Raw genomic sequence first — 21,477 nt, forward strand, 5'->3', positions numbered from 1 at the left:
CTAGCTAATGCGCCGCGGGTCCATCTGTAAGTGACAGCCGAAACCGTCTTTCATCCTTGAACCATGCGGTTCAAGGAACTATCCGGTATTAGCTCCGGTTTCCCGGAGTTATCCCAGTCTTACAGGCAGGTTACCCACGTGTTACTCACCCGTCCGCCGCTAACATCCGGGAGCAAGCTCCCTTCTGTCCGCTCGACTTGCATGTATTAGGCACGCCGCCAGCGTTCGTCCTGAGCCAGGATCAAACTCTCCGAGGTATGCAGGATGCATATCACACATGCGTTGCTACACGATGTAGCGAACTTAGCATGTGATCATTTCCTGCCTCGTCAGTCTGACTGACTACCTATGATGTATCATAGGATTTTTTTATAAAAACTCGAATTAACAGGTACGTTTTGTCTTGTTTAGTTTTCAAAGATCATCTTCATTGTCGCTCAGAGGCGACTTTCTTAATATAACATTTGAGCACCGTGTGCGTCAAGTGTTTTTCTGAATTTCTTTTTGTCCGCTTTTCTTTCAAAGCAACTCGGTTGCTCATTAGCGACGTTTAATAATATACCATCATAATATTCATGCGTCAATATCTTTTTTAACAAAATATCCTCGGTGATAGATTTTTTGCCCCTTCGTCTCAATTGGCTCTACTAGCACAATTCCTTTTTCCACAAAGAAATCAATCATCACACTAAGATCAGGTGTGAAATGCTTGAGATCAGGATGTGCAAGAAGCTCGCCAAACAGCCAAATTTCCTGCTGTTCCATGACTTGACGCAAATGAGCCGCACCAATTTCTGCTTTTGAATGAATCAAGAAATCATTCGCTAGGAATAAAAGTTCTAACCGCTTATGAAGACTTTCGTGGCTTTCAATCAGCTCTGAATAAAGTTTATATACTTCCGGCTCCATATGACGTACTTGGTTCCAAACGGTCACTTCTGGGTGGAAGCCTTTATCAATCACTTCAATACGCGCCAGATGATGCAGGGCATGCACAATGGAATTATATGCATCGAGGAATTGATTTGATTCAAAAAATGCTTTTCCTTCTATATATCTGCGAATGAGCTTGCCATATTCTAAACCAATTTTGAGCTTGCGGTTAGAAAACGGGAATGTACTCAGTTCATCAATAAAGTTGAAAATATATTCATTTCGATCAAACAGGACTTTTCCGTTTAAAATCCAATCAATAATCCGTCTGTTGGTACCTAAGGTAATCCATTCTTTCAACTGATCATCTGTGACAACATTTAAAGAAGCTGTTTGGTGATCGGATTCATAGTGCTTAATAAATAACGGTTCTTCCGCATCCTTTACGATGACTAGAAGCGCTGCATCAAAGTTATCCGTCTCAGAAGATACTTTATGTCTTCTTTCTACTATAATCACAGCTAATGTATCTGGATGACTTGCTCTCTCTTGATAAATAGGACGGAGAAGATTTTCCATAGTGATTCCTCCAATACTCGGGTGTAAGGTTCTTCTCTAATGCTATGTATTTCTCCTCATAGAATCAAAATTCCTTCAATACATGAAAAAAGATCATTGAATCATTATAAGCAATTTATTCACAAAACTCTATAACTAATTCAAATAGAAAGGTAAAATGTGCTATATTGGAGATAAGGGGGACTAGGGATGGCGAAATACTCCAGTAAGATTAATAAAATCAGAACATTTGCACTTAGTTTGGTTTTTGTTGGTTTTTTGATCATGTATATCGGTGTGTTCTTCAAGGAATCGGTCTGGCTGTCGACCTTCTTTATGCTACTCGGCGTGTTATCGATTGGATTGAGTACAGCCGTTTACTTTTGGATCGGTATGCTTTCTACCAAGGCTGTACGAGTAATTTGTCCAGGCTGTGAGAAGGAAACAAAGGTGCTCGGACGAGTGGATATGTGCATGCATTGCCGAGAACCGCTTACACTTGATCCAGCATTAGAGGGTAAAGAGTTTGATGAATCCTACAATCGAAAAAAGTCATAAAAATAAGCTGACCATTCAACTGGTCAGCTTTTTCATTAATGATTTTCTTTTTTTGCACATTCTTGACAAGTGCCATAGATCTCCAAGCGATGATGACTTACTGTAAAGCCTGTCACATGGGATGCAAGCTGTTCTACTTCATCAAGGCCAGGATAGTGAAAGTCAACGATCTTTCCGCAGTTTTCACAAATCGCATGGTAATGGTCAGATGTCGCAAAATCAAATCGGCTTGAGGAATCCCCATACGTTAATTCTTTTACTAATCCAGATTCCCGGAAGACTCGTAAATTGTTGTAAACCGTTGCTACACTCATATTAGGAAATTTCCCTTCAAGTGCCTTATATATATCGTCCGCGGTTGGGTGTGTCATAGAATTTACGAGAAACTCCAAGATGGCATGGCGCTGCGGAGTAATTCGAACACCGGTTTCTTTTAGAGCATCTAAAGCGGCTTTTAGTTCGTGAGCAGCCATTTCATCATGCACCTCTCTTTTCAAAAATATTCTTATATTATAATCTTTATAAATAGTGTACCCCCAGAGCCGAAACTTTGTCAATTACAATCCTCTTTTTTACCTATTCTTCTATACAAAAAAGACCGGCACGACTGCCGATCTCATCTCGTCAACATATTAAGCGTGAGCTTTCAGTTCCTCAAGCGCTTCTTCCACATGATCTTTCACCTTTACTTTACGCCACTCTTTCACAAGTTTTCCTTCTTTATTAATAAGAAACGTTGAGCGTTCAATTCCCATGTATTCCTTACCAAAGTTCTTTTTCAGCTTCCATACACCGAAAGCTTCAGACAATTTTTGTTCGTCATCTACAAGAAGCAGGAAAGGTAAGTCATGTTTTTCTTTAAACTTTTGGTGCTTGTCTTGACCGTCTGGGCTTACGCCGATGATGACAGCATCTAATTCGGCAAAGCTTTGATGGCGGTCACGGAAATCACAGGCTTCCGTTGTGCACCCCGGCGTCATATCTTTTGGATAAAAATAAAGGACAATGTGTTTCCCTTTAAAATCAGAGAGCTTTACTTTCTCTCCATTATCACCAAGTAATTCAATATCAGGTACTTGCTGCCCCACTTCGATTGTCATGATACAATCCCTCCAACCTATTTTTTCATTAGCCTATCCAATTTCGAGAAGATATTCAACTAAATACGCTTGCATCGGCATGTTAAAATAATGATAGACGACGTGATACGTTGAGATAGGAGGCTATTTATGAAATTCACCGAATCAGAAAAATTACATCAAGAGGCGCTGGAGCATATTGTTGGAGGGGTTAACAGCCCATCTCGTTCATATAAAGCAGTGGGCGGCGGGTCACCTGTTGCAATGGAAAAAGGCGAAGGCGCTTATTTTTGGGATGTTGACGGAAACCGTTATATCGACTATTTGGCAGCATACGGTCCAATTATTACGGGACATGCTCATCCTCATATTACAAAAGCCATCACGAAAGCAGCCGAGACAGGTGTCCTTTACGGAACACCAACGAAGCATGAAGTCACTTTTGCTAAGATGCTGAAGGAAGCGATGCCTGCTTTGGATAAAGTTCGTTTTGTCAATTCAGGTACAGAAGCTGTGATGACGACAATTCGTGTCGCTCGCGCTTATACAGGCAGAACAAAGATCATTAAGTTTGCCGGATGTTACCACGGTCATTCTGATCTTGTGCTAGTTGCGGCCGGCTCTGGACCTTCCACTTTAGGAACACCAGATTCAGCGGGCGTGCCTAAAAGTATTGCCAATGAAGTCATTACCGTTCCATTCAACGATATAGACAGCTACAAAGAAGCATTAGACCGCTGGGGTGATGAAGTAGCAGCTGTTCTTGTTGAGCCAATTGTCGGGAACTTTGGCATCGTAGAGCCTAAAGACGGTTTCCTGCAGCAGGTTAATGACCTGACTCATGAAAAAGGGGCTCTAGTCATCTATGATGAAGTCATTACAGCTTTCCGCTTTATGTATGGTGGTGCACAGGACTTGCTTCAAGTAAAACCTGACCTCACTGCATTAGGTAAAATTATCGGCGGCGGTCTTCCAATTGGCGCTTACGGCGGCAAAAAAGAAATTATGGAGCAAGTCGCCCCGCTTGGACCAGCCTACCAAGCTGGTACGATGGCAGGTAATCCCGCCTCCATCCTTTCTGGTATTGCATGCTTGGAAGTGTTAAAAGAAGACGGAGTCTACGAACGTCTGGATCAGCTCGGGGCAATGTTAGAAGAGGGAATTTTAGCCCACGCAAAAAAACATCAAGTAGATATTACAGTGAATCGCTTAAAAGGTGCTCTCACCATTTATTTTACAAAGGAAACGATTGTGAACTACGAGCAGGCTGAAAATACGGATGGCGAAATGTTCGCCCGTTTCTTTAAATTCATGCTCGCACAAGGTATTAACCTCGCTCCTTCTAAATATGAAGCGTGGTTCTTAACCATTGCACATACTGAAAATGATATTTCTGAAACGCTAAAAGCAGTAGATCATGCGTTTGAACAACTGAAACAATCATAATGAAGAGAAAAACAGACGTAAATTCATGCGTCTGTTTTTTTATTTACCAGCTCTTGATTGTCAAAAGCGAGTGAATCTGTTACATTTTTTCTCAATACCTTCTTTTGATGTTTTCATGAACTTTCAAAAATCACTTGAATATTTCGGAAGACCGCTGTATATTACTTAGTTGTTTCATCAAAATATTTATGATATATGACAAGTGGTCATCTATTATCGAAAAGAAAGGAATGCAGGGACAAAACCAATGAAACTTGGAGCCCGTATTTTAAAAACTGGTATTGCCATTGTACTCGCGCTTTACCTGGCAACATGGCTTGGGTTGCCGACACCCGTCTTCGCGGGAATTGCAGCTGTATTTGCTATCCAGCCATCTATTTATCGATCATTTTTAACGATTGTTGATCAAGTGCAAGCCAATATTATTGGAGCAGCACTTGCCATTACGTTCGGTCTGCTTTTTGGCACAGGACCAGTCATCATCGGCTTAACTGCCGTCATGGTCATTGCGATTAATTTAAAGCTGAAGATTGAACACACGATTCCGATTGCACTCGTAACCGTCATCGCGATTTTAGAAAGTGCAGGGGATCATTTCCTTTCCTTTGCCTTAATTCGAACAGCAACTGTGGTGTTAGGCGTACTTTCTTCATTTTTAGTGAATTTGATTTTCCTGCCGCCAAAGTATGAAACAAAGCTTGTTCATCACATTATGGAAAATACGGAGGAGATTTTAAAATGGATCCGTCTGAGCTCCAGACAGTCAACTGATCATTCCACTTTAAAGGATGACATCGATCAAATAAAAGAACGCATGATCAAATTAGATCACATTTACTTGTTATACAAAGAAGAACGAAGCTATTTAAAGAAAACAACTTATGTCAAATCTAGAAAGCTTGTTTTATTCAGACAGGCAATCATGACGTCTAATCGAGCGCTGTACTTGCTGAAAAAGCTTCATAAGTTAGAAAATGAAATTCATTTGATGCCAGAGCATTTCAGAGAGAGCTTAACAGATGAGATTGATTATTTGCTTTATTGGCATGAACGTACCTTGATGAAGTTTGTTGGAAAAATGAAACCGCAGGACGATGAATTTCAAAATGAATGCTCTCTTCGTCTTGAAGCATTAACGAAATCATTTATTCAGCACCAGCAAAATCAAGAAAACGACTTGCTGGATTACAATATGCTGAATGTGATGTCGAGTATTATTGAATACCGTGATGAATTGGAGCATCTAGATACTTTGATTACAAGCTTCCAAACGTATCACCCAAAAGATAGTGAGATTGAGACAGAAGAAAAAGAAGCTTAAATAGAAAAGACCGATTCTTAGAATCGGTCTTATTTTATTTTCTTCATTTTAGGATCAAGGGTGTCTCTTAATCCATCTCCCATCAAGTTAAAACCAAGAACCGTCAGCATGATCGCAATCCCCGGGAAAAATAAAGTCCATGGCGCTTGTACGAGATAAGGTCTCGCATCGGCAAGCATTTTCCCCCACTCTGGACTTGGCGCTTGTGCACCTAATCCTAAAAATCCTAAAGCCGCCGCTTCGATAATGGCAGTACCAATCGCAAGCGTCGCTTGAACGATGACCGGCACCATACTATTTGGCAGAATGTGACGAAGAACGATGCGGCGGTGTGACATCCCGACTGCCTTTGCTGCTAAAACATATTCTTCTTGCTTAATGCTCAGCACCTTTGAACGAACCAGCCGCCCAAAAGTCGGGACGTTAATAATCGCTATGGCAATAAGGGCATTTTGTAAGGAAGGGCCTAAGATGGAAACGATCGCAATCGCTAATAGAATGCTAGGAAAAGCGAGTAAAATATCAAATAGTCTTGAGATGACAGCATCCAGCAATCTACCGCCGTAACCTGCCATCAATCCGAGCAATGTTCCTAAAATAACCGACCCGAGAACGGAGAAGAAACCCACCCATAATGAAATTCGAGCTCCATGCACGACTCTAGAAAATATGTCTCTCCCGAAATCATCCGTACCAAACCAATGCGCAGCTGAAGGGGCACTAAATCGTTCGCCTAGCGACTGCTCGTTGATTCCATAAGGAGCAATGAGCGGTGCAAAGATTGCTAGGATCAGAAATAAAAAGACAATCACAGTGCCAATGACCGCCAGCTTGTGCTGAAAGAACAGTTTCATCGATTCAAGAATCAGTGATTGAGAGCGTTCTTCCTTTTGTTCAGGTGCTTGAAGCTCTTTTTGCGCTTCCATGTCGTCACTCTCCCTTCTCTAGTATTTAATCCTCGGATCAATGACTGCATACAAGATATCCACAATGAAATTGATCAGCACAAATATGAGCGCAACAACAAGAATGCCAGTTTGAATGACAGGATAATCACGATAGCTAATGGCATCGTAAATATATCGCCCAATTCCCGGCCAAGCAAAGATCGTTTCTGTTAAAATGGCTCCGCCTAGCAAGAGACCTGTTTGAAGACCAATAATCGTTAAAATCGGAATGAGCGCATTTTTCAGCCCATGCTGATAAATGATGAAAAATGAACGTACCCCTTTTGCTTTTGCTGTTCGTATAAAATCTGAATGAAGAACTTCCAGCATACTTGCCCTCGTAATCCTTGCAATAATCGCAGCAGGAATCGTTGCGAGAGCGGTACTTGGTAAAATTAAATGCTTGATGCTGTCAAAAAATTGATCAAATCGTCCTTGCAAAATCGTGTCCAGCGTATGGATATAGGTGATCGACTCTACCGGATTTCTGACGTTTTCTCGTCCTGTAGTCGGCAAAATACCTAATTCAATCGAGAATAGCCACTGTCCCATTAAGCCTAACCAGAAAATCGGCATGGACACCCCAATGAGCGCAATAAACATGGCCACATAATCAAAGAAAGAATGTTTAAACCACGCACTAATGATTCCGGCATTCACACCGACAATAATCGCCAGCAACATAGCGAAGAAAGTCAATTCTAATGTAGCAAATAAGTAAGGCTTCATTTCCTGGGCAATAGCCGCTCCTGTTCGTATGGAAGTCCCTAGATCGCCTTTTAAAAGCCCCAGCATGTAGTGACCATATTGTACGTACCACGGCTGATCTAAACCAAGCTGAATCGTCAATTGCTCTACTGCTTCTTTCGTTGCCCGCTGTCCTAAGATGACCTGCGCCGGATTTCCAGGGATAAACCGTATAATAGAAAATACAACTAAGGTCATTCCGATCAGTACTGGAATGAGCATTCCTGCTCGCTTCATACAATAAGCAAACAAACAGCTTTCACCGCCTTTTCATTGTTTGGATAAGGGAGATCGAACAATCTCCCTTATTTGCTTATTCGAAATATACGTCAGTCAATGCTTCAGAACCAGTCGGATGCGGCTGGTAGCCTTTTAAATCTTTAGATGCGGCAAGCATTGGAATTGAATGGACTAATGGAATCCAAGGCGCTTCATCATGAATGATTTCTTGAGCTTCTTGATATAATTCATTTCGCTTCTTTTGATCCGTATCGGTCTGCGCTTCAATGAGGATGTCATGCATTTTATCGTTTTGGAAGAATGTATAGTTGTTACCGCCAATACTGTCTTTATCTAATAATGTATAGATGAAATTATCAGGATCGCCATTGTCCCCTGTCCATCCTAATAAGAACACATCTGCTTCGCCTTTACTTGCTTTATCTAAATAAGTCGCCCAATCATATGTGACGATTTCGGCTTTGACACCAACTTTTTCAAAGTTTGACTGAATGACTTCAGCTACCTTCATCCCGTCTGGCATATATGGACGCGGCACAGGCATTGCCCAAAGCTTGATGCGAAAACCGTCAGGGAAGCCTGCCTCTTTCAATAGTTCTTTTGCTTTTTCCGGATCATATGGATATGGCTCAATCTCGTCATTGTAGCCTTCTAATGACGGAGGAAGTGGATTTTTTGCTGGTTCAGCAAGCCCTCCATAAAACGACTCGATGATTGATTCTTTATCAACTGCATAATTGAGTGCCTGACGAACCAACTTGTTATCAAGCGGCTTTCTCGTCACTGTCAGCCCGATATAACCTACGTTCATGGATGGTCTTTCAATCAGCTGGAGCGCTTTGTCTGTTTTAATGCCATCTAAATCGGACGGATTGACGCCATCCATTAAGTCGATTTCGCCTGTTTTAAGCGCATTTAAACGAGCAGAGTTTTCAGGAATAGAGCGGAAGATGATTTGTTTCAGTTTTGGTTTATCTTTTTGCCAGTAATCTTCGTTCTTTTCTAAGACAATACGGTCGTTCTGCTTCCATTCTTTAAACTTAAATGGTCCTGTGCCAACTGGGTTTTCTCTAAATGAATCACCGCTTTTTTCAACTGCTGCAGGACTAGCGATACCAAATGGTGACATGGCGATGTTTTTCAGAAATGTTGCTTGCGGGCGTTTGAGTTGAAATTCAATTTCATGCTCTCCTTTAACGATGATGTCTTTAATGACATGCCCTTTATCTTTTTTATAGCCGCCAAACATGCCGTAGTAAGGAAATTTTTCGGCATCTCCATTCATCCAGCGGTCAAAGTTGAATTTCACTGCTTCTGCATTAAAGTCTGTGCCATCGTGAAATTTCACACCTTCTCTTAAGTAGAACGTGTACGATTTTCCGTCCTTTGCAACATCCCATTCTGTTGCGAGGCCCGGATGGATAGTCGTGTCTTTTTCACCGTAATTCAAAAGCTTTTCAAACATATTCTCTGTGACCTTGAAGGTTTCGCCTTCTGTTGTTGTAATCGGATCAAGTGACGTAGAGTCCCCTCCTCTGCCGAATACGAGAGTGTCTTTTGTGGCTTTTTCTTCTGATGTTGATGAAGATGAACAGCCCCCTAAAAATAACGCAAGTGCCAGCACAAAAATGAAACTACTGAATAACCATGTCTTCTTCATTGTGTTCCTCCTTTTGATATAAATAGCACGCAGCTGCATGACCTGTTTCCTCCTCATACAAAGGCGGAACAGCTTGCAAGCATTGCGCCCACCTTTTTGGACATCTTTTATAGAAAGGACAGCCATCTTCTGACACCAGGGTGGATTCTTCCGCTGACACATCCTGCGTTTCCAGCACGTGATCCATATGTGGAATGGATGTCAGAAGAAGCGATGTATAAGGATGAAGCGGCTTGTGAAATACGTCCTCCGCAGGACCCATTTCTACAATACGGCCAGCGTACATCACTGCAATTCGGTCGCTCATATACTTGACAACGCCTAGATCGTGAGAAATAAACAAGTACGTCAGAGAAAGCGTCTTTTGCAATTCGAGCATTAAATTCAAAATTTGCGCTTGAACCGATACATCTAAAGCGGAAACTGGCTCATCGGCAATCACAAGACTTGGATGAGTAATCAGCGCCCTAGCAATTCCAATACGCTGCCTCTGACCGCCGCTGAATTGGTGCGCATATCGATCTCCATAAGATGGGTCAAACCCAACAATGTGCAGCATCTCTTTTACCCGCTTTTGTCTTTCTGCTTTTGTTCCATGTTTATGGACAATGAGCGGTTCTTCTAAAATGTCTTTGATTTTCATTCGTGGATTTAAGGAAGCGTATGGATCTTGGAAGATCATTTGAATGTCTTTTCTGAAGGAACGCATGTCTCGTTCTTTCAGAAGCGTCACTTCTTGTCCTTTCATTTGGATTGAGCCAGAAGTCGGTTCGATTAATCTCATTAAGCTTTTGCCAAGGGTTGATTTCCCGCAGCCAGATTCGCCCACAATGCCGAGCGTCTCTCCTTCTTTCACGTGAAAGGACACTTGATTTAAAGCCAAAGTCGTCTGTTTGTGTTTAGAAAAAAATGCCGATGTGTCATAACGCTTCGTCAGTTGATTCACTTGCAACAGTGGGTGATTCAGTGTCTTCTCCTCCTTCCATTAGAAAACATGCGACGCGGTGATTGTGTGAAATGGATTGTAAAGATGGGTCTTTTTCAAGACATTGCGTCATTTGATATGGACAGCGTGGTGCAAATTGACAGCCGGACCGAATAGCTCCTGGCTTAGGTACATGACCCGCAATCGACATGAGTTTTTCTTTTTTCTCTTTAAATGATGGAACAGAGGCGAAAAGACCTTTCGTGTAGGGATGGAGAGGTTTTTGAAAAATACGGTCAACGGTTCCTTCTTCTACGATTCGACCGGCATACATAATCATGACACGCTGGCATATTTGCCGCACGACGCCTAAATCATGAGTAATAAATAAAATAGCGGTGTCCATCTCTTCATTTAACTTTTTGAGCAAACGAAGAATTTGTGCTTGGATGGTGACATCAAGTGCAGTCGTTGGTTCATCTGCAATCATGAGCTTTGGGTGACACAGCATCGCCATCGCAATCATCACACGCTGACGCATGCCGCCCGATAGTTCATGTGGATATTTTTTGAGTAATGACGCTGCTTGTTTCAGGCCTACCGTTTGAAGCAAATCTACCGCCTTCACTTTTGCTTCTTTTTGGCTGATAGTCTGATGTGTAAAAAGGGCTTCTGCCATTTGCTTGCCGATGGTCATGAGTGGATTGAGAGAAGTCATGGGTTCCTGGAAAATCATTGAGATGTCATTCCCTCTGACCTCTCGCCATTGTTTCTCCGACAGTGACAGCAGGTTTTGACCTTCAAATTGTATGTGACCTGTTGTTTCTGTTTGGTGATTCAGCCCCATTAAAGACATCGATGTGATGCTTTTCCCACAGCCAGATTCGCCCACAATACCTAAGGTTTCTCCTTTTTGAATAGAGAATGAGATGTCATGGACGATCGGTACTCTCTGCTTTTTTTGCTGAAAGGCAATGGACAGCTGTTTGACATCTAGCAATACTTCTTGTTCTTTCACATCTTCACCACCCCGTCATACTTTTTAAAATTGTATTGAGACAAGCTGGGAAATATGTCATGTTTTTGACAAGCATAAAAAAGCCTATCCGCTAGAATCGGATAGGCTTCTACTAATTTAATGTTTGAATGGTAAATAGATGGCGATAGTGGCTGTCTCGGTTCATTAATTCTTCATGTGTTCCTTTTTCCACAATCTCGCCTTGTTCCATGACCACAATGAGGTCCGCATGTGTAATCGTTGATAAACGGTGCGCAACTATAAAAGTTGTGCGATCTTTTGCCAGCTTTTGCATCGCTTCTTGAATGTAATGTTCACTTTCTAAATCAAGTGCAGACGTCGCTTCGTCTAAAATAAGCAGCGGTGGATTTTTAAGAAATACCCTCGCAATTGAAATTCGTTGTTTTTGACCGCCTGATAGCTTTACGCCACGTTCTCCTACTTTCGTGTCATATCCTTCAGGAAGAGACATGATAAAATCATGCGCATTAGCCGCTTTGGCAGCCGACACAATTTTCTCAAAGGATGCTTCGGGGTCTCCTACAGCGATATTTTCTTTAATGGTGTCACTGAATAAGAATGTATCTTGGAGCACCATCCCGACTTGATTCCGCAGACTTCTTGCCTTGTACTCTTTAATATCAATGCCATCAATTTCGAGTGATCCGCTTGTGACATCATAAAATCTTGGAATTAAACTGACGAGTGTCGACTTCCCTCCGCCACTCATTCCTACAAGCGCAACGGTTTGACCTTTTTCTACTTTCAAGGAGATATTATGTAAAATCTCTTCCTGTGTATGTTCATAACGGAACGACACATCTTTAAACTCTACCTCTCCTTTTAAGTGATTGGCTTCTTTTGCATTGGGCTTGTCTGTTACTTCATACGGTTCATCAATAAACTCAAAAATACGATCCATTGATGCTACTGACTGAGTTAACGTCGTCGATGAGTTAATGAGACGACGAATCGGGTTGTACATCCGGTCAATGTAGCCGACAAAGGCAATCATTGTCCCAATTGAAAGCGACCCGTTAATGACGGTATAGCCAGCAAAAGCAATGATGAGCAGCGGCGCAATGTCTGTGATCGTATTGACGACGGCGAATGTTTTGGCATTCCAATTCGTATGATTGATCGCTTTGTTTAAGAAATTTTTATTTTCATCGTGAAAATTCTCTTGTTCGTATTCTTCAATCGCAAAGCTGCGAATGACAGGCATTCCTTGTACTCGCTCATGCAGGTGCCCTTGTACCTCAGCCAGTGCCTGCGACCGCTCTTTTGTCAGCTTGCGAAGCCGGCCGTAAAAATACTTCACTGCTAACGCATACAGCGGAAAAATAATGACAGACACAATGGTGAGTTTAAGATCCAGTGTACACATAATGGCTATCACAATCAGGACGGTCATCAAATCAAGCCAAATGTTCATAAGCCCTGTGATGACAAATTCCTTTGTTTGCTCCACATCGTTGATGACCCTTGAAATAATTTCCCCTGTTCTCGTGTTGGCGTAATAACGAAGGCTTAGCTTTTGAATGTGCGAGAACAGTTTTTCCCGAATATCAAATAATACTTTACTGCCTGTCCACTGCGCATAGTATTGTCTGTAGTACTCAACAGGCGGTCTCATCACTAAAAATAATACAAGCATGATTCCCATAATAATAAAGAGAGTGGATGTTTTTTCTTCAGCCGATCCAGAGCCTTGAATGACATCATCAATGACATACTTTAAAAGCAGAGGCAATGTTAAGGGGATCGAGAACTTAATCATTCCGATCACCATTGTCAATGCAATCTGTTTTTTATACGGTGTTACAAAAGCCATGTAACGTTTTATGACCCCCATGTAAATCTCCTTCCCAATCTATCAGTGCCTCTTATCCGTACGCAGTCAAAAACCTGTTGGCTTTGAAAAGCCAAACAGGTTTTAGCTGCTGTTACTTATTTTGTATAACGCAAAAAACGTTCATACCACATATCCACAAATTCTGGAGCAAACGGTCCCTTCCGCTGGTGAATCCAATGCAGTAATGTATTTAGATGCTCTCGTAAGATACTATCGATTTCTTTTGGATAATTCATCTGCCTCTTATGATCTGCATATTCATCCTCATCCAAAATATTATATGTCATGTCCGGAAAGACTTTGACATCTAAGTCGTAATCAATATACTTAATCGCCTCTTCATCTGTCGCAAAAGGAGAGCTGATGTTGCAGTAATAATACACCCCATCATCTCGAAGCATCCCAATGACATTAAACCATTGTTTTGCATGAAAATAGCAAATAGCCGGTTCTCTTGTCATCCATGTTCGGCCATCGGATTCAGTCACCATTGTTCGATCGTTTGCACCAATGATACACAATTCCGTTGCTTTCAGAATGGTGGTTTCATTCCAAATCCTGTGGATCAAGCCATTATGTTTATAGCTTTGAATTTGGATGGTTTCTCCTTCCTTGGGATAGCCCATATTTTCTCCCCTACTTTCTATAACAAACAAACCTAACAGTCCAAAGACCTAATTTCCCAACTAAACATGTCTCTATTATATTATACCGTTACATCATTAAAAAATGAAATGAAAAAGCCATTCAACCCAATTGAACGGCACACTCTTTTACATCACGGTTGAGCTCTTCTCCATTTGTTTATACGAATTGATGACTTGTTTAGTCTGTTTTGTAAATAGTGTCTGGACTTTTTGCAGTTCCTCTCGTTTCTGTTTGATTTGATCATGAAGCTTATGCCGCTCTTCCTTTTTTTCACCTTGCAGCAATTGTTTTTCTGTCTCTAAGTACAGATCAAGTTCTCCTTGTACATCGAGCAGCTGATCCATAAGCTGCATTTGTTCTTTGACAAGCTGATCGAAATCAGACATCTAACTCCTCCCTTTCCTTCGATTCCACTTTTTGTATCTATACCATTTCTTGAAAGAAGGAAGAAGTCCTTTGACTGTTTATGTAGAGGTTTTACAGGTTTTGTCGGATGGTGGAAAGAGGCAAAAAGAAAAGCACTTCATTCGTAGATGAAGTGCTTCCCTTTGTTTCAGTGATTAGCTGTTTTGTTGTTTGTTTTGCTCAGCTTTTTGGTTGTATTTTTTTACGTGCTGTGCGTCAGTCTCGCTAGCAAATTCAGTGCCATATTGACCGCCTTGTGCAGCAGCTTGGTTTTGTTTTTTCACTTGTTGTGCGTTTGTTTTGTTTTGTTGTTTATCCATCATTATCACCTCCACGCACATTAATTTGTGCAGAAGGTGTACATCTTATTCATCATTTTTTTAAACAAGCAAAGAACGTCCGCCATCGACGATAATCGTCTGTCCTCTAATCATATCTGCTTTGCCTGATACAAGGAATTCTACACTGTCGACCATGTCTTTAATTTCCACCATACGGCCTGCTGGTGTATTTTTCTTAGCGTCTTCTAATAACTCTTCACGATTTGGGAAGTGCTTGAGTGCATCTGTATCAATGGCGCCGCCTGATACGGCATTTACGACGATATTTTTTTGTGACAGCTCAACGGATAGGTAGCGTGTCAAAGCTTCTAGTGCTGCTTTAGATACACCGACCACCGTGTAGTTTTCAAGGTAGCGAATAGAGCCTAGTGAGCTAATGCTGACGATATGTCCGCCGCCGTTTTTCTCCATTAATTTGGCTGCTTCTTGTCCGCAGAATAACAAGGCCTTCGCATTGATATTCATAGTCCAGTCCCAATGATTTTCTTCAAGATCCATGATTGGGCGCTGAACGCCAGATGCCGCATTGTTCACAAATACGTCTAAACGGCCAAACGTTTCGTCAATTTGCTGGAACATGTCTTTGATTTTCTCTGGCTGACCAACGTTGGCTTTGACAACTAATGTTTTAACACCCATCGCTTCAATTTCTTCAGCTGTTTCAAGTGCTGCTTTTTTGCTTCTTGCATAGTTAATGACAATGTCATATCCTTTTTCAGCCAGGCGAAGGGCTACTTCTTTCCCGACACCTCTACTGCTGCCTGTAATTAGTGCACATTTACGCTTGTTCATTATGGTTCATCTCCTGATTTGAATAGTTTTCGTCCATTCGCTTCACACTAATAGGAAAGTTCCTATTAGGAGGTTACATTCATGTATGTCGGACGCGATTTAAGCCAGCTTGGCATGATGTCAAAGGATCAATGGAAAGATACTGAGCTTGCATTTTTTCATCATGCTTTCCAACAAATTTTACCTTATTTAAACGAAGAAGGGCAATCTAAGTATCGAGAAATCATTTCTGAAATTGAAAACCGCGGGGGTCTGCACCGAAATGAAGCCGATTATACCCATGGTACAACGGTTAAATATGACTAGGCTGTTCAAGTGCCATCTTCCATATTTTTTGATGTGAGACTGGCAAAGCATATGCCTCAAATTCTTCTGTTGTGACTTTTTTCAGCATCGTGTCATCTGATACAGAGGTCACACGTCCAAAGAAAACAGAAATATTCCAGATGAGGTGGGTAAATACATGTTGAATGGTGCCTTCTAAATCACCAAGTTCTGCTTGTACACCCGCTTCCTCTTTTAAGAAATCAATCAGCTGCTCTTTTTCCGTTTTTCTTCCCTTCATTGTTTCCATGTTTGGGAACTCCCATAAATTCGCAAGCAGACCTGTACTTGGACGCTTATGAATATAGAGGTGGCCTTCATCATCAAATAACACCACCGCTGCCATTGATTTCGCAGTCGGCTTTTTCTTTTTACTTTTCACCGGCAGCTCATGCTGAACGCCTTCCTCAAGTGCCGAGCAATGCATGTTTACAGGACACATGAGGCATGCAGGAGAGGTTGGGGTGCAAATAAGCGCACCTAGCTCCATTAGCCCTTGATTGAATTCTGATGGCTTTTCCCGGGAAATGAGTTGATCGACCGCAAATTCGAAAATGTTTCTCGTTTTTGGTTTTGCAATATCATCCCATATGGACAAGATACGGGAAATGACCCTCATCACGTTGCCGTCTACCGCAGGGTATGGCTTGTTATAGGCGATACTCAGCACTGCGCCGCTCGTATACGGACCTACACCTTTCAGCTTTGAAAATTGCTCTTTCGTATCAGGGACAACGCCCTCGTAGGATTCATATACTTCTTTCACAGCAGCCTGTAAATTACGCACTCTTGAGTAGTAGCCAAGACCTTCCCATGCTTTCATGACCTTTTCTTCATCAGCTAGTGCGAGATCTTTCACCGTCGGGAATTGCTCCATAAACCGATTGAAGTACGGAATGACCGTATCCACTCTCGTTTGCTGAAGCATCACTTCTGATACCCAGACGCGGTATGGATCTTGATTTTCACGCCATGGAAGTGTCCGTTGTTCTTTTTCATACCAATCGATTAAATCATACTGAAAGCCCGCAATATCTTTGCGGTCCAGCTTTTCTTGAATGTCTTTCATCTCTATACTCCTTCTTATCGAACCGAGAGCTAACGTTCTGAAAAGAACCTTATTTGTTGTATACTGTTTGTAGATACGTTAACATGTTACATTAAATCGGGATAAAGCAAAAGTGATTTTGCACATAGTCTTGATGAGAAACGTATACTTTGTATGATTGTTCCTAAGCATGACAACTAGGAGGTAATCAATTGGACACTGGTACTCATGTAGTAATGGGCATTTCTCTTGGGGGACTTGCGCTTTTAGATCCAGCCGTCAGCGCAGATCCACACATGGCACACGCTGTGATGATCGCGACCATCGCCGGCTCCCAAGCACCAGACATTGATACTGTGCTAAAACTAAAAAATAATGCAGTTTATATAAGAAATCACCGAGGATTTACTCATTCCATTCCGGCTGTACTGTTTTGGTCATTGCTGATTCCGGCTGTGATTTTCCCATTTGTGCCGGGGGCAAATTTACTTCACCTTTGGTTATGGACACTATTAGCCGTCGTGCTTCATGTGTTTGTCGATATTTTCAATGCTTACGGCACGCAGGCCATTCGTCCATTTTCAAAAAAATGGGTAGCGCTTGGGATCATTAACACGTTTGATCCGTTTATCTTTTTTACACATCTTGTCGCCATTGTCGTTTGGGCGATTGGCGGGCATCCCGGCTATACGTTTATTACGCTGTATGCCGTGATTTTCTGTTATTATATCGTCAGAGTCATCATGCAGCTTCAGATTAAACGCCAGCTGCGTGCACGATTCGATGAGATTGAGGAAATAATCATTTCGCCTACAATGAAGTTTAGACAATGGCGTATTGCTGTGAAATGTAAATCCTCTTTCCATGTTGGACGCAGTATGAATGGTGAGATCATCATTTTAGACACCTTTAACCGTGTGCCGGTCCCTGATACAGAGATTATGAAAATTGCCAAGCAAGATGAAAACATATCAGCCTTTCTCTCCTTCTCCCCTGTCTACCGGTGGGAAGTGGATAAATACAAGGATCATTATGAAGTACGGTTCATTGATTTGCGCTACCGCAGCAAAGGTCACTATCCTTTTGTCGCGATCTGCCATATCGACATGGACCACCAAATCAAAAATTCCTATACCGGCTGGATTTTCAGTGAAGAAAAACTGCAAAAAAAATTAAGACTCGGCTCTGTGTGAGCGAGTCTTTTTTTGTGCTTACAACTCTTACATCTTCGTCATATATTCCACAATAAACTCCCAAAAGCCAGGTCCCTCTTGGTAAATCAGCCAGTCTACTTTTTCGATGAGTTTGATATAGAGTTCTTGTTCGAGGTCTTCTCTTTCTTGATATGCCGTGTTTTGTAGTTTCTTTTTGATCATGGGTGTGAAGGTTTCAATGAGTTCTTCCATTTCTCCATTGGTCATTTTGTCTTCGTGCACGGACATCTCCCCCTGTTTCTTCTTTTAGTTTGTTGAGCGCTTTTTTGTGGATGTTTGAGATGTTTTGTCTCGTTTCGCCTAGCCGGTCGGCTATTTCTTTCATTGTTTGACCTTCAACATAAATATTGGTTAAGACCATTTTTTGTTTGTCTGTGAGCTGCTGGTAGGCCTTGTACAATCTTGGGTCTTGCAGGTGCTCCCCTAAGTCTTGCTGGTTGAAGAGCACGGCTTCATACGTATCTGTTTGAACAGGATCTTTCACTTCTTGTGTATCGGGATGATCGAGTATGAGTGGAAAACGTTGCTGCTTTTTTTTCACTCGTTTATCAAAGTCGACTGAAAAGATGCGGATCATTGTGGAAATATACTTGATGATGCGGATTTTTTGATAAAACTGTTTGAACTCGGAATCTAGTTTTTTCGCATTTTCTTCGTTTGGCTCTTCCATGACTTGCCGGAGCAGCTGCTGGTTTTTAGGATTGCTTAAAAATTGCTGAATGAGCGGGTGGTCAACGATTTCCTTCCATTTTGCTTTCAATAACAGCCGATAATCCATGTGCATCCTCCCCTTTGTTCTCTCTACTTGCATTAAGTGGACAAAAGTTAAAAAAAGTAAACTTTTTGAAACGGGTCTAATGGTTCATTTTCTCCCCCTTTGATTTCCTATTTCTTCTTTCATACCACTTATAGAGAAGACGAGCATTCGCTGGGAGGTGAGACAAATGGAGACCTTTTTTTCGGAGGAATGGCTGAAGCAGCTTGGTCAGGCTGGTTTCCCTGCCATTTTAACGGTTTATTTGCTGACACGTTTTGAACGAAAGTTTGATGAATTAAGCAAGCTCATCCAACGATTGGTCGCTGTTCAAAAAAATGATGAATCAGATTGACATCTTCTTGATTCGTTTCACCTTATGAAAACGAGGGCGAAATGAAAGGCCTTTTGTCACCTCACACAATACGATGTTGAAAGGGGATTTTATCATGAGTGAAAAGCAAAATGGTGTACCGCAACCGATTCGAGGAGAAAAAGGAGCAACGGTCAAAATTCCACGTAATCTCGAGCGAGACAGACAAAACCCAGATATGCTCACGCCACCAGAAACCGATCATGGAACGGTTCCCAACATGAAATATTCTTTTTCTGATACGCACAACCGTTTAGAAAAAGGCGGCTATGCCCGCGAGGTAACGGTACGTGAACTGCCAATTTCTAAAAGTCTTGCCTCTGTGAACATGCGGCTAAAGCCTGGTGCGATTCGCGAGCTGCACTGGCATAAGGAAGCGGAGTGGGCGTACATGATTTATGGGGAAGCCCGAATTACATCGGTTGATGCAGAGGGGCGGAATTTTACAGAGGATGTGACTGAGGGAGATTTATGGTACTTCCCTTCTGGCTTGCCGCACTCTATCCAAGCACTTGAACCGGGAGCGGAATTCTTGCTTGTGTTTGATGATGGGTCTTTCTCTGAAAATAGTACGTTCCAAGTGACTGATTGGCTTGCCCATACGCCAGAGGAAATCGTTCTCCAAAACTTTGGAATGACAAAAGAACAATTTAACAAGCTGCCAGAGAAAGAAAAGTATATTTTCCAAAAAGGAATTCCTGGTTCCCTTGAGTGTGACAAGGTGCAAACAGAGCAAGGAGAGGTCCCGAATTCCTTTAAATATGAGCTGTTAAAACAGGAGCCAATTACGTCAAGCGGCGGACAAGTGTGGATTGCGGACTCTACCAATTTTAAAGCGTCTAAAACGATTGCATCCGCTCTTGTGAAAGTTGATCCAGGTGCCATCCGTGAGCTGCACTGGCATCCAAATACGGATGAATGGCAATATTTCATTTCTGGAAAAGCTCGAATGACGGTATTTGCTTCTGATGGACATGCAAGAACCTTTAACTATCAGGCGGGAGATGTTGGCTATGTGCCATTTGCGATGGGGCATTATGTAGAAAATACAGGTGACGAACCGCTTTATTTCTTAGAAATCTTCAAGAGCGACCATTATGCAGATATCTCGCTCAATCAGTGGCTTGCGGTCACACCGAAACAGCTTGTTTTGGATCATTTAGATCAAGGCGAAGAATTCTTGAAATTGCTTGATACAGAAAAACACCCTGTCATCGCTGCACCTAAAAAAGAGGATTAATTCCACCTTCCTGCAAAAAGGCTGTCCTTTTTGCAGGTATCTTCATGTAAGGGAGTGTTGTTTATCCATGCAGCAATCTATTCACGCTTTATGGCAAGGGGTGAAATGCCTGATAGCGCTATCAGCTGTCTGTTACATATTTTTGTTGTTTTGTGTACTGTTCTTTCATTTGACGGGTGCTTTTTATCAATCGGTTTTATCGTTGCTTCTGTTTATGGGCATCTACGTTGTACTCGGGATCTCTTTTGAACATCTGGAACACGTGCTCATGTGTTTTGTTCGTAAGTGTCGGTCCAAAAAACGATCCATTGTTTTCTATACCGTTTTATTTCACCTTTTGTTTATTTGGGGTGCTGTCTATTTATCAGACGAATTGGTTGACGGCATTTTGCTGACTACTTCTGAAGAAATTCTCTTTGCGCTAAGTCTTTGGCTATTTCATTTTTTGTTTGATTATGCGACGTTTTCGTTTGATAAGGAAGCTTCGTGAGGCGCTATCGTCTTTTTGTGGAGAGCGCTTGTTTGACCTGCTCCATATGATGAAGATCATGCTTAATCAAACCTTGAAAATAACTTGATAACGTCAGCTCGGTTTGACCGATCAGAAAGGGTGTAGTCCAGCGAGGTGCTTCGATTTTCTTCATTTTTTGAAGCAATTTTGTTCTAACAGCAATAAATCGCCCGATCGTCTCGCTTCTCTCTTCCTTTCTTGCTCTTTCGGCTGACTGCTGATTCATTTCATGCACATCAGGTGCCTGAGGTAACGCTTTATTGTTCCAAAATTCCTTTAGGCGATCGTGTAAAATAAATTCATCCCATAGAACGAAATGTGCGATGATCTCAGCAATGCTCCACTTTCCATCAGCAATGGTGCAACGCCATTCTTCTTCTGTTACTTCCGTTAGTGAATGTACCCATTCAAGGGTGTGTTCATAGTGTTTTATCACGGTGTCTTTGTTCATGTTTTGTTATCCCCTTCATGTTTTTAAAAGAAGTTGATCAGAAATTGGTTAGTTTCATTCTTGCGAAATCATTTATAACATATTATCATATACTTTAATTACCAAATGAAGAGGGGGAATTGTGATACGCTGTCCTATATGAAAAAGCT

At 41.8% G+C, this 21,477-nt stretch carries 24 protein-coding genes, 1 rRNA gene and 1 pseudogene; 8 read left to right on the forward strand and 18 right to left on the reverse strand.

Annotated elements, in window-relative coordinates; translation table 11 throughout:
- Together N521_RS10775 and N521_RS10780 are read right to left on the reverse strand one after the other, a co-directional pair.
- Window positions 1-257 (reverse strand): 16S ribosomal RNA (locus tag N521_RS10775); the annotation flags it as partial.
- Window positions 258-573: 316 nt separating this feature from the next.
- Window positions 574-1,452 carry a nucleotidyltransferase-like protein gene (locus N521_RS10780; protein WP_035391251.1) on the reverse strand — a complete coding sequence of 293 codons (879 nt, stop codon included), beginning with the start codon at window positions 1,450-1,452 and terminating at the stop codon, window positions 574-576.
- A 189-nt stretch (window positions 1,453-1,641) separates the two neighbouring features.
- On the opposite strand from N521_RS10780, the gene N521_RS10785 reads away from it, so the two are divergent.
- The gene (locus N521_RS10785; protein ID WP_017366887.1) at window positions 1,642-1,989 is read left to right on the forward strand and encodes a YgzB family protein; all 348 of its coding nucleotides are present in this window, start codon (window positions 1,642-1,644) and stop codon (window positions 1,987-1,989) included.
- A 35-nt stretch (window positions 1,990-2,024) separates the two neighbouring features.
- On the opposite strand, the gene perR is transcribed toward N521_RS10785, so the two are convergent.
- Window positions 2,025-2,462, reverse strand: a complete 438-nt coding sequence (gene perR / locus N521_RS10790) for a peroxide-responsive transcriptional repressor PerR (RefSeq protein WP_035391512.1) — start codon at window positions 2,460-2,462, stop codon at window positions 2,025-2,027.
- A 159-nt stretch (window positions 2,463-2,621) separates the two neighbouring features.
- Window positions 2,622-3,089, reverse strand: coding sequence for a thioredoxin-dependent thiol peroxidase (bcp, locus tag N521_RS10795; RefSeq protein ID WP_007496746.1), 468 nt, complete (start codon window positions 3,087-3,089; stop codon window positions 2,622-2,624).
- 129 nt (window positions 3,090-3,218) lie between these two features.
- Here bcp and N521_RS10800 point away from each other — a divergent pair, with 129 nt between their 5' ends.
- A complete protein-coding gene (locus tag N521_RS10800; protein WP_008341922.1) occupies window positions 3,219-4,514 on the forward strand; it encodes a glutamate-1-semialdehyde 2,1-aminomutase in 1,296 nt (431 codons plus the stop codon).
- 247 nt (window positions 4,515-4,761) lie between these two features.
- On the forward strand, window positions 4,762-5,835 hold the full coding sequence (locus N521_RS10805) for an FUSC family protein (protein ID WP_007496742.1): 1,074 nt from the start codon (window positions 4,762-4,764) through the stop codon (window positions 5,833-5,835).
- 29 nt (window positions 5,836-5,864) lie between these two features.
- Here N521_RS10805 and N521_RS10810 read toward each other — a convergent pair whose 3' ends face one another.
- The 10 genes and pseudogenes from N521_RS10810 to fabL form a co-directional block, all read right to left on the reverse strand.
- Window positions 5,865-6,761: an ABC transporter permease gene (locus tag N521_RS10810; protein ID WP_008341942.1), complete on the reverse strand. Its 897-nt coding sequence runs from the start codon at window positions 6,759-6,761 to the stop codon at window positions 5,865-5,867.
- A gap of 18 nt (window positions 6,762-6,779) precedes the next feature.
- Window positions 6,780-7,781: an ABC transporter permease gene (locus N521_RS10815; protein WP_017358852.1), complete on the reverse strand. Its 1,002-nt coding sequence runs from the start codon at window positions 7,779-7,781 to the stop codon at window positions 6,780-6,782.
- Between the two features lie 61 nt (window positions 7,782-7,842).
- Complete coding sequence (locus tag N521_RS10820) at window positions 7,843-9,429, reverse strand: ABC transporter substrate-binding protein (protein WP_017358851.1); 1,587 nt, start codon at window positions 9,427-9,429, stop codon at window positions 7,843-7,845.
- The gene (locus N521_RS10825; protein ID WP_019743187.1) at window positions 9,404-10,381 is read right to left on the reverse strand and encodes an ABC transporter ATP-binding protein; all 978 of its coding nucleotides are present in this window, start codon (window positions 10,379-10,381) and stop codon (window positions 9,404-9,406) included. Before N521_RS10825 ends, N521_RS10820 begins: the two co-directional genes overlap by 26 nt.
- Window positions 10,350-11,372, reverse strand: a complete 1,023-nt coding sequence (locus tag N521_RS10830; RefSeq protein WP_008341948.1) for an ABC transporter ATP-binding protein — start codon at window positions 11,370-11,372, stop codon at window positions 10,350-10,352. The genes N521_RS10825 and N521_RS10830 overlap by 32 nt, the downstream gene beginning before the upstream one ends.
- A 112-nt stretch (window positions 11,373-11,484) precedes the next feature.
- Window positions 11,485-13,227, reverse strand: coding sequence for an ABC transporter ATP-binding protein (locus N521_RS10835; RefSeq protein ID WP_007496730.1), 1,743 nt, complete (start codon window positions 13,225-13,227; stop codon window positions 11,485-11,487).
- Between the two features lie 95 nt (window positions 13,228-13,322).
- Window positions 13,323-13,853, reverse strand: coding sequence for a nucleoside tri-diphosphate phosphatase (gene ntdP, locus N521_RS10840; protein ID WP_008341956.1), 531 nt, complete (start codon window positions 13,851-13,853; stop codon window positions 13,323-13,325).
- Window positions 13,854-14,000: 147 nt separating this feature from the next.
- Window positions 14,001-14,261, reverse strand: coding sequence for a YgaB family protein (locus N521_RS10845; RefSeq protein WP_035391255.1), 261 nt, complete (start codon window positions 14,259-14,261; stop codon window positions 14,001-14,003).
- 174 nt (window positions 14,262-14,435) lie between these two features.
- A pseudogene (locus N521_RS10850) lies at window positions 14,436-14,585 on the reverse strand (gamma-type small acid-soluble spore protein); the annotation flags it as partial.
- A gap of 75 nt (window positions 14,586-14,660) precedes the next feature.
- Window positions 14,661-15,413, reverse strand: a complete 753-nt coding sequence (fabL, locus tag N521_RS10855; protein ID WP_007496726.1) for an enoyl-[acyl-carrier-protein] reductase FabL — start codon at window positions 15,411-15,413, stop codon at window positions 14,661-14,663.
- Window positions 15,414-15,494: 81 nt separating this feature from the next.
- Here fabL and N521_RS10860 point away from each other — a divergent pair, with 81 nt between their 5' ends.
- Window positions 15,495-15,719, forward strand: a complete 225-nt coding sequence (locus N521_RS10860) for a hypothetical protein (protein ID WP_008341962.1) — start codon at window positions 15,495-15,497, stop codon at window positions 15,717-15,719.
- On the opposite strand, the gene mutY is transcribed toward N521_RS10860, so the two are convergent.
- Entirely contained in the window at window positions 15,706-16,806 is a 1,101-nt protein-coding gene (gene mutY / locus N521_RS10865) for an A/G-specific adenine glycosylase (protein WP_035391257.1), read from the reverse strand. The genes N521_RS10860 and mutY overlap by 14 nt on opposite strands.
- A gap of 191 nt (window positions 16,807-16,997) precedes the next feature.
- Between mutY and N521_RS10870 the strand changes: the two genes are divergently transcribed.
- Window positions 16,998-17,978, forward strand: coding sequence for a metal-dependent hydrolase (locus tag N521_RS10870; protein ID WP_035391259.1), 981 nt, complete (start codon window positions 16,998-17,000; stop codon window positions 17,976-17,978).
- Between the two features lie 27 nt (window positions 17,979-18,005).
- On the opposite strand, the gene rsoA is transcribed toward N521_RS10870, so the two are convergent.
- Entirely contained in the window at window positions 18,006-18,227 is a 222-nt protein-coding gene (gene rsoA, locus N521_RS10875) for a sigma-O factor regulator RsoA (protein WP_035391262.1), read from the reverse strand.
- On the reverse strand, window positions 18,175-18,777 hold the full coding sequence (locus N521_RS10880) for a sigma-70 family RNA polymerase sigma factor (RefSeq protein WP_035391263.1): 603 nt from the start codon (window positions 18,775-18,777) through the stop codon (window positions 18,175-18,177). The genes rsoA and N521_RS10880 overlap by 53 nt, the downstream gene beginning before the upstream one ends.
- Window positions 18,778-18,943: 166 nt before the next feature.
- Between N521_RS10880 and N521_RS19235 the strand changes: the two genes are divergently transcribed.
- The 3 genes from N521_RS19235 to N521_RS10890 all read left to right on the forward strand — a co-directional run bounded on the left by N521_RS19235 (window position 18,944) and on the right by N521_RS10890 (window position 20,856).
- Entirely contained in the window at window positions 18,944-19,108 is a 165-nt protein-coding gene (locus tag N521_RS19235) for a YvrJ family protein (RefSeq protein WP_003217819.1), read from the forward strand.
- A gap of 94 nt (window positions 19,109-19,202) precedes the next feature.
- Window positions 19,203-20,366: an oxalate decarboxylase family bicupin gene (locus tag N521_RS10885; RefSeq protein WP_035391265.1), complete on the forward strand. Its 1,164-nt coding sequence runs from the start codon at window positions 19,203-19,205 to the stop codon at window positions 20,364-20,366.
- Between the two features lie 67 nt (window positions 20,367-20,433).
- Window positions 20,434-20,856 carry a regulatory YrvL family protein gene (locus N521_RS10890; RefSeq protein WP_035391267.1) on the forward strand — a complete coding sequence of 141 codons (423 nt, stop codon included), beginning with the start codon at window positions 20,434-20,436 and terminating at the stop codon, window positions 20,854-20,856.
- A 4-nt stretch (window positions 20,857-20,860) separates the two neighbouring features.
- Here the strand turns inward: N521_RS10890 and N521_RS10895 are convergent, their stop codons facing one another.
- Entirely contained in the window at window positions 20,861-21,328 is a 468-nt protein-coding gene (locus tag N521_RS10895) for a DinB family protein (RefSeq protein WP_035391269.1), read from the reverse strand.
- Window positions 21,329-21,477 lie beyond the last annotated feature (149 nt).

The organism is Bacillus sp. UNC125MFCrub1.1 (genome assembly GCF_000701305.1).
Lineage (GTDB): Bacteria > Bacillota > Bacilli > Bacillales > Bacillaceae > Bacillus > Bacillus altitudinis.

What these genes read in the sequence shown, in the direction of transcription:
- bcp (WP_007496746.1), bottom strand. Translation starts at nt 3,089, where the DNA reads ATGACAATCGAAGTGGGGCAGCAAGTACCTGATATTGAATTACTTGGT.
- N521_RS10800 (WP_008341922.1), top strand. Translation starts at nt 3,219, where the DNA reads ATGAAATTCACCGAATCAGAAAAATTACATCAAGAGGCGCTGGAGCAT.
- fabL (WP_007496726.1), bottom strand. Translation starts at nt 15,413, where the DNA reads ATGAACAAGCGTAAATGTGCACTAATTACAGGCAGCAGTAGAGGTGTC.
- mutY (WP_035391257.1), bottom strand. Translation starts at nt 16,806, where the DNA reads ATGAAAGACATTCAAGAAAAGCTGGACCGCAAAGATATTGCGGGCTTT.
- perR (WP_035391512.1), bottom strand. Translation starts at nt 2,462, where the DNA reads ATGGCTGCTCACGAACTAAAAGCCGCTTTAGATGCTCTAAAAGAAACC.
- N521_RS10860 (WP_008341962.1), top strand. Translation starts at nt 15,495, where the DNA reads ATGTATGTCGGACGCGATTTAAGCCAGCTTGGCATGATGTCAAAGGAT.
- N521_RS10780 (WP_035391251.1), bottom strand. Translation starts at nt 1,452, where the DNA reads ATGGAAAATCTTCTCCGTCCTATTTATCAAGAGAGAGCAAGTCATCCA.
- N521_RS19235 (WP_003217819.1), top strand. Translation starts at nt 18,944, where the DNA reads ATGGAGACCTTTTTTTCGGAGGAATGGCTGAAGCAGCTTGGTCAGGCT.
- N521_RS10805 (WP_007496742.1), top strand. Translation starts at nt 4,762, where the DNA reads ATGAAACTTGGAGCCCGTATTTTAAAAACTGGTATTGCCATTGTACTC.
- N521_RS10820 (WP_017358851.1), bottom strand. Translation starts at nt 9,429, where the DNA reads ATGAAGAAGACATGGTTATTCAGTAGTTTCATTTTTGTGCTGGCACTT.
- N521_RS10885 (WP_035391265.1), top strand. Translation starts at nt 19,203, where the DNA reads ATGAGTGAAAAGCAAAATGGTGTACCGCAACCGATTCGAGGAGAAAAA.
- ntdP (WP_008341956.1), bottom strand. Translation starts at nt 13,853, where the DNA reads ATGGGCTATCCCAAGGAAGGAGAAACCATCCAAATTCAAAGCTATAAA.
- N521_RS10810 (WP_008341942.1), bottom strand. Translation starts at nt 6,761, where the DNA reads ATGGAAGCGCAAAAAGAGCTTCAAGCACCTGAACAAAAGGAAGAACGC.
- N521_RS10785 (WP_017366887.1), top strand. Translation starts at nt 1,642, where the DNA reads ATGGCGAAATACTCCAGTAAGATTAATAAAATCAGAACATTTGCACTT.
- N521_RS10895 (WP_035391269.1), bottom strand. Translation starts at nt 21,328, where the DNA reads ATGAACAAAGACACCGTGATAAAACACTATGAACACACCCTTGAATGG.
- N521_RS10890 (WP_035391267.1), top strand. Translation starts at nt 20,434, where the DNA reads ATGCAGCAATCTATTCACGCTTTATGGCAAGGGGTGAAATGCCTGATA.
- N521_RS10880 (WP_035391263.1), bottom strand. Translation starts at nt 18,777, where the DNA reads ATGGATTATCGGCTGTTATTGAAAGCAAAATGGAAGGAAATCGTTGAC.
- rsoA (WP_035391262.1), bottom strand. Translation starts at nt 18,227, where the DNA reads ATGTCCGTGCACGAAGACAAAATGACCAATGGAGAAATGGAAGAACTC.
- N521_RS10845 (WP_035391255.1), bottom strand. Translation starts at nt 14,261, where the DNA reads ATGTCTGATTTCGATCAGCTTGTCAAAGAACAAATGCAGCTTATGGAT.
- N521_RS10835 (WP_007496730.1), bottom strand. Translation starts at nt 13,227, where the DNA reads ATGGGGGTCATAAAACGTTACATGGCTTTTGTAACACCGTATAAAAAA.